4 protein-coding genes are annotated in these 6,368 nt (G+C 33.6%); all 4 read right to left on the bottom strand.

Annotated elements, in window-relative coordinates; all coding sequences use genetic code 11:
* Window positions 1-117 precede the first annotated feature (117 nt).
* The 4 genes from HNR52_RS09915 to HNR52_RS09900 all read right to left on the bottom strand — a co-directional run bounded on the left by HNR52_RS09915 (window position 118) and on the right by HNR52_RS09900 (window position 6,366).
* Window positions 118-537, bottom strand: coding sequence for a hypothetical protein (locus HNR52_RS09915; RefSeq protein WP_013788524.1), 420 nt, complete (start codon window positions 535-537; stop codon window positions 118-120).
* Between the two features lie 354 nt (window positions 538-891).
* Complete coding sequence (locus HNR52_RS09910) at window positions 892-3,027, bottom strand: DEAD/DEAH box helicase (RefSeq protein ID WP_435620498.1); 2,136 nt, start codon at window positions 3,025-3,027, stop codon at window positions 892-894.
* 73 nt (window positions 3,028-3,100) lie between these two features.
* Complete coding sequence (locus tag HNR52_RS09905; RefSeq protein ID WP_013788526.1) at window positions 3,101-4,432, bottom strand: ATP-binding protein; 1,332 nt, start codon at window positions 4,430-4,432, stop codon at window positions 3,101-3,103.
* Window positions 4,429-6,366 carry a TerB N-terminal domain-containing protein gene (locus tag HNR52_RS09900; protein ID WP_435620497.1) on the bottom strand — a complete coding sequence of 646 codons (1,938 nt, stop codon included), beginning with the start codon at window positions 6,364-6,366 and terminating at the stop codon, window positions 4,429-4,431. The genes HNR52_RS09905 and HNR52_RS09900 overlap by 4 nt, the downstream gene beginning before the upstream one ends.
* Window positions 6,367-6,368: the final 2 nt, after the last annotated feature.

Below are 6,368 nucleotides of genomic sequence, written 5' to 3'. Positions count from 1 at the left end.
GGCTCTTAATTGAGTTTGTTTGCTATACCCTTTTTTACAACGTAAAAAATTTTAAATTTCTTTTTAAAACCTATTGACTTTTACTAGCTGGTCTAATTTTAATAACATAACAGCAAGCTAATCCAGCAGCTCTCTTATTTCATCTAATCTTTCTTCTGCAATATTGATAGCCTCTTTATAACTACTTTTGCTATTATTTTTTGAATTTTTTTCTTCAAATGTACATAACAATAATGCAATATTTTGTTTGTTGTATCCAGTAAACTTAAAAATTATCCTTATATTTTTCGATCCCTTAAACTTCATTGAATACAATCCATCGGTTTTCTTTAAAATTTCAAACCAATCTCTTTTCTTATAACATTGATTTTGATACTCTTCTAAAAATTTAAGTCTTTGCCTATACATTCTTATAAATTTTTCCTTATATCCGCTATATTCCAAAATATTCTTTAATTCTTCTTCAAATTTAGGATGTGTATAAATTTTAGTACTATAAAATTGCTCCGGATATATTATATTATACAACACCTTCATTATGTGTCTCCTTACTTATATTATATTACTTATAAGTAATAAACACAACTATATTTAATAAAAATATTACTTATAAGTTATTTTACCCGCTTTTCTAAATCTTAAACTATTCACAATATCTTTTTAATAAGACTGCTATTAAATTGCTTATTTGGTCTTAGAATTATATTGCCTACAGATAAGGTATTTAAGAATAGAATCTTCACGGTTCTACTATAAAATCGTAAATTGGATCCCTTATCTTCAATCTCTTTTCCCCAAATTCACCATTTCCTTTATTATTTTATATGTTCTCTCTTTCATGGCTTGAGATGTAACCTTTAGATTGTTTATACAAGCAAATTCCACTTTGTTCTATAGCCTGATTTCTCGAATACAATAGCAATTTAGAAAGTCGAGTACACCTTTAATATCAACATAATGTGCTTCATGCATTTTAATCTGTAATTCTTTAGGAAGAAACGGGCTATATTTTGACGCAAAAAACTCGTTGTCCATTATATAAGGTATCAAATCACTCATAAACCAATCTTTGTGTCGAATCTCCTTTAATATTTCTATTAAATCAATATTGTCCAAAATAGAGATACGCCCAATACCATCAGTCTTGTCTACATTAACACCATAATAACGAAGCATCCAAATTAGCGTTTGAAAAATGTTGGTCCCGGTAAATGTTTCAAATAATAGTTCACCATCCATCCTCCATATTATTCTCTCATCTGGTCTTACTTTATAATGACAATAAGGCGCACGCAACTCTTCTAAAGTATAGCGACCATCATTATTGATAAAATCAAATATATAATCTGAACATAATATCTTATGCATATGTTCAGGAATTCTTCGGTGCAATCGCACACCCCCACCTGAATAATTAGGTGGATGCCCGTCCACTGCTTTCTGCACATATACCTTGCTGCGTTTAGCATCTACTTCTTTGATCGTCCACAATCGCCCAGCAAGGATAATGTTATCTCCTTCATTTACGAATGGCGTTTTTTGAATTTCCCCAATTTTTTTAATTCCATCTAATACTTCATACGAATCTTCAGTCATAAAAACAGAATAAAAATCTTTTCCTCTAAGCAGTCGTTCCCCTTCTAATCCGACAATCAACTGGCCTGTATCACTAAGTTGTTCCAAATAATCTTGCTTAACCATATGTTCAATTAACAAACAAATATCTGTTTCCGGTAAATCATAAAATGCACCATTGCGTTTCAACAATGTAATTAAATCTTCTGGTGCAACGCCGTTCATTTGGTGGCATATTGAAATAATTTGATGAAACAGAATATCATAAGGGCGCGAATAACCTTTACTCGGCTCTATCCACTTTTGTAATAATAAATCCATCACTGCAATAGATTGTAATAACCCGTACTTATCTGCTGTATATAATTGCAAATACTGATCTTTACCATGTTTTCTGCCTGACCTTCCTAACCTTTGTTTTAAGGATGAAACAGTAAAGGTACTATCCACTTGAATAACAAAATCTATTTCTCCAATATCAATTCCTAGCTCCAATGAGCTGGTTGCTACGATACTTTTAGGTAGAGTAGATTTAGCCATCATCTTCTCAACAAATTCACGTTCTGCTTTAGCAATCGAAGAATGGTGCGCGTAGTACATCTGCCCTATTCCATCTCGTTCAGCCAAACGATTTAAAATAACTGTTGCCTCTTCAACAGCACCTCGGCTATTAAAAAAAATTAAGGCAGAATGATTACGGGTCAATTCCCGGATATCTTCATAAAGTTCGATAGGATAACTCCTCATTTTCTCACTGTCAAAATGCATCAAATTATAATAAAGATCTTTATCATTTTCTTTTGCCTCGATAATTTCAACGTTATCTGGGTCTCGGTAATTAACCCAGTTCTTAACTAACTCAAAATTATCAATTGTTGCCGATAACCCAATAATACGAGGCCGATCTTTGGTAAAACATTCAATGCGAGACAATAATGAACGTAACTGAACTCCACGTTCTGTATCAATAAAAACATGAATTTCATCAATAACGATAAATTGAAGATACTGAAACAACAAACGCAGTACATGAGTACGATTTATAAACAAGCTTTCAATAGACTCAGGTGTGATTTGCAATATACCAGCAGGATTATCAATAAACTTCTTTTTACTATATTGACTAACATCACCGTGCCAACGATGAACTGGAATATACATTTGATCACATAATTTTTGAATGCGTTCAAATTGATCATTAATCAACGCCTTCAATGGTGATATATAAAGAACTTTAAGTGTATAAGGCGCTGTTTCTTCAATTTGGCTAAGAATAGGCAGAAATGCTGCTTCTGTTTTCCCAGAAGCTGTAGCTGACGAAAGAATCACGTCCTTTTGCGTATTCATAATAACCGGAATTGCTTTCTCTTGAATAGATGTAAATCTTGTCCAACCCATATCCCATATTTTCTTTTGCACAATATTAGATAACATATAAAATATCTGGCTCATTTTATCCCCCTCGGTATCACATCATAAACGGCGTATTCACCGTATCATTCACATGTAAAAACACTTTACATCACTAAAAATTACCACGTTGAAAGCGATCATGTATATTAACCACTTTTCGATCCAGCTTATCATCTTGTGGTGTTTCATTAGAAACACCAAATAATTCCTTCCGATCTGTCATCGGATTTTCAATAAGAATATTTAAACTACTGATAAACTGTCGAATAACGTCCCCCAAGATGATGTGCTTTTCAGCACCCGATCGTTCATAAAAATTAATCAAAAAATCACGAATCTCTTCGTCCGTTACCGTTGGTTCATAGCCGTAATGAGCTGCGTGTATATCGCGGATATTCATTAATAAAACCAGAGTTTCATTAGGAGTAATTGGCATTAATCTAATTACCGGTTGCTTTAAATCACGGTATTCATCGCTTTGAACACCTGGTTTTAACCTACGTTCCAATGCTTTATAGCTGTAAAGTCCCCTGCGTTCATCTTCCAAAAACTCAGGTGTACCGCTGAAGGTAATATATAAACCTTCAACCGCTCCTTGTAAAATATCATTATATATCATTAAAATATACTCATAATTTTTCTCTCTTGCTTCTCGGTGCGTAATTTTATATAAATTAACTGCCTCATCTAAATTAATGATTAATCCTGAATATCCTATTTGGCGTACAAATTTCGATAGCACCTTCAAATATCCATAATAATTGTTGTCATTGATAATTTCGCGAATTCCTAAATCACGAATAGCATCGGTTTTTGCCAGGTACTCCCCTCGTATCCATCTCAAAGCACGGCGTTGCTTTTCCCTGTCTTGCTCTACAAAACCCCGATAATAAATGCCTAATACATTTGCAAAATCATATCCCCCCGTTAACTCATCCAAGTGTGAAACAACATCAATAATTTCTTTTTCAACTGCTTGAATAAAGGTAGGATCATTCAAAATAGGCCGGTCATAGCCCAATTTTTGTACCACCTGATTTTGAATATTTGTTATCCACTGGTCCAAAATCGCCGGTAAAGCATTACCCTGTGGAACTGATTTAGTAGATAAGTTCCTCATTAGCTCGCTGTACAAAGCAACAGCTTGGTTATCATTTCCGTATAATCTCCTATGTGGAGTAAAATCAGCTTTTGCAACGACAAACCCTTCATCAAGACCTATCTGACGAACAAAATTTTGCATAAAGCTTTTGCCAGTTCCGTATGCTCCAATAAAAAATTTAATTAACGAACTTCCATTTTCCTTAATATCATTTAGATCCTCTTTTATTTGTCTCATTTCAGCTTCACGACCAACTATTATATATTGAAGGCCTCGACTGGGAACTACCCCACCAGCTAATGCATTTAAAATATCTGCTGAATCACGCCTTTTAATTTTCATATTGTTTTACTCCTCTCTATTTCCTCCAATACACATACTAATTCTTCGTTTATCACATAATCATCGCCTATCTGTTCAATAAACACATCATCTAAGTATTCCTCTGCTTTTGTATTGATTTCGTTAATAAAAACCGCAGCGGGAATTCCTTTATCTCTTATCTCATCATTCACCACGTCGATTCTTCTCCTTTTGCTAGAAAATGTGCTAATAAATTTAATTTCTTCTTCCGTTAATGAGGAAAGAAATCCTTCGACATCCACATCATCGTCACTCAGTGTAATTGTCGGCCGCTCGGGAATGTCAAGTTTTGTTTTCTCCACATTAGACATTGGTTTAATTTCTCTCTCTGTACTTTTATCCTCATCCTGTTCATCGCTGGAAAACTCTGAAAGAAAAGCCTGATGCCTTCGTTTCAATACTTCAACTTGTTTACCGTCCAATTCTGTTATCCAGGATTTGTTAGAATCATTATTAGCTGTTTTTGTTTCTAATGTTTCATTGGGCTTTGGAGGAATTCGGCTCCCCTTCTCCTCAATTTTATCTGTTACAACATGCGAAAAACGACTTTTGATTCCTACATCTTCATCAATTTCATATACTTTTTTGTTTTTCATCTCTTCTAATAAACGTTTTTTGAAACCAGGAGGAAGTAACTCTTCATTTGCTTGGATTTGTCTCTTAACACCGTTACACAACCGAGTAACATTTTCAGAAATACGAAATAAAGCAGTGATCTCGTTATAAAAATATTCTGTCGGTACGTATTCCGTATATTCAATAACTCGGCTTCCAACATTTCGACCAATCACTGCACTTTTAAACAAATAGTACGTTGCCGTTTTTTTCTTTTGTTCTAACCAAGCCTTTTCTAAATCTAACCCTTCTTCAATGTTTATTTTTTGGAATAATTTTAATGCCTCCTTAAATGTAGCATAAACCTTTTGTTTGTTCATTTCGAAAAAGTTGGTTTCTGAATATCCTCTAATAACTTTTTGCCACTCTTTAATAGGTATTGGGCCAATATCTTTTTCGTGGTCTTTAAATATTTGATAAAAATTCGTCTGATAATAAGGTTCAGCTCCTAATCCCCATTTACGAGCCAGCTCAACTTCATTTAACTCAATTAACATATCTCTAATCCACTCTGAAAGATATCTGTCCAAGTTGGGAATTCTTTCTTTATATGCCTGTTGTAAACGAACCATCATACTGACATTAAATGCTGCATTTTGATTAAAAGTATAATTGATCAATTCATAAACAAATAAAATCACATAGCTTAAATCTGTATCCAAATAATTCCCTTTTAACGTCTGGTGTCTCCAATAAAAATACCATTTCTTTTGTTTTTCATCGAGATCTCGAAATGTCGTCCAATGAACTTGCAAAGGAACAAATTCAGTTTTAACACCCATTTGATTAGCATATTTAATCGAATCTTCCATGAAATAAGTCTCATGAGTATGAAAAGATATTTCGATGACCGGTCTGTTCAGATCTTTATGCTTAAATGATTTTTTAATTTGCTGAATTTCTTCTTTGATGTAAGAAGGTGTCTTGAGATGTGCATATTCTGGCAAAATAATTTCTTCTTCCCTATAAAACATCATTTCGTTTTCTCTATCTGATAAAACTGATTTTTCAGATTCGACTTCCTCGGGTCTGGTTTTCTCCACTCGTGAAGTAATTGATTGAAGTGGCTTTTCCTGCAAAGATTCCGGAGAGTTCTTATGGCTTTCGAGATATTGCTGATGCCATTTATGAATAAAAAACATGTCTATCCATCCCAATAATATAGGAATACCTGTCCAACTAAATGCCAAATAAAGAATACCCCTTAAATACTTACCATAATAAAAAAGGTGAGCACCTAAACCACCAAAAAAGAGCGCTAAAATATAACCAACTGTTTTTGATTTGCCCCGCTTCACAA

Source organism: Thermoanaerobacterium thermosulfurigenes, from assembly GCF_051201035.1.
Lineage (GTDB): Bacteria > Bacillota > Thermoanaerobacteria > Thermoanaerobacterales > Thermoanaerobacteraceae > Thermoanaerobacterium > Thermoanaerobacterium thermosulfurigenes.
This window is presented reverse-complemented; position numbering and strand designations above follow the sequence as displayed.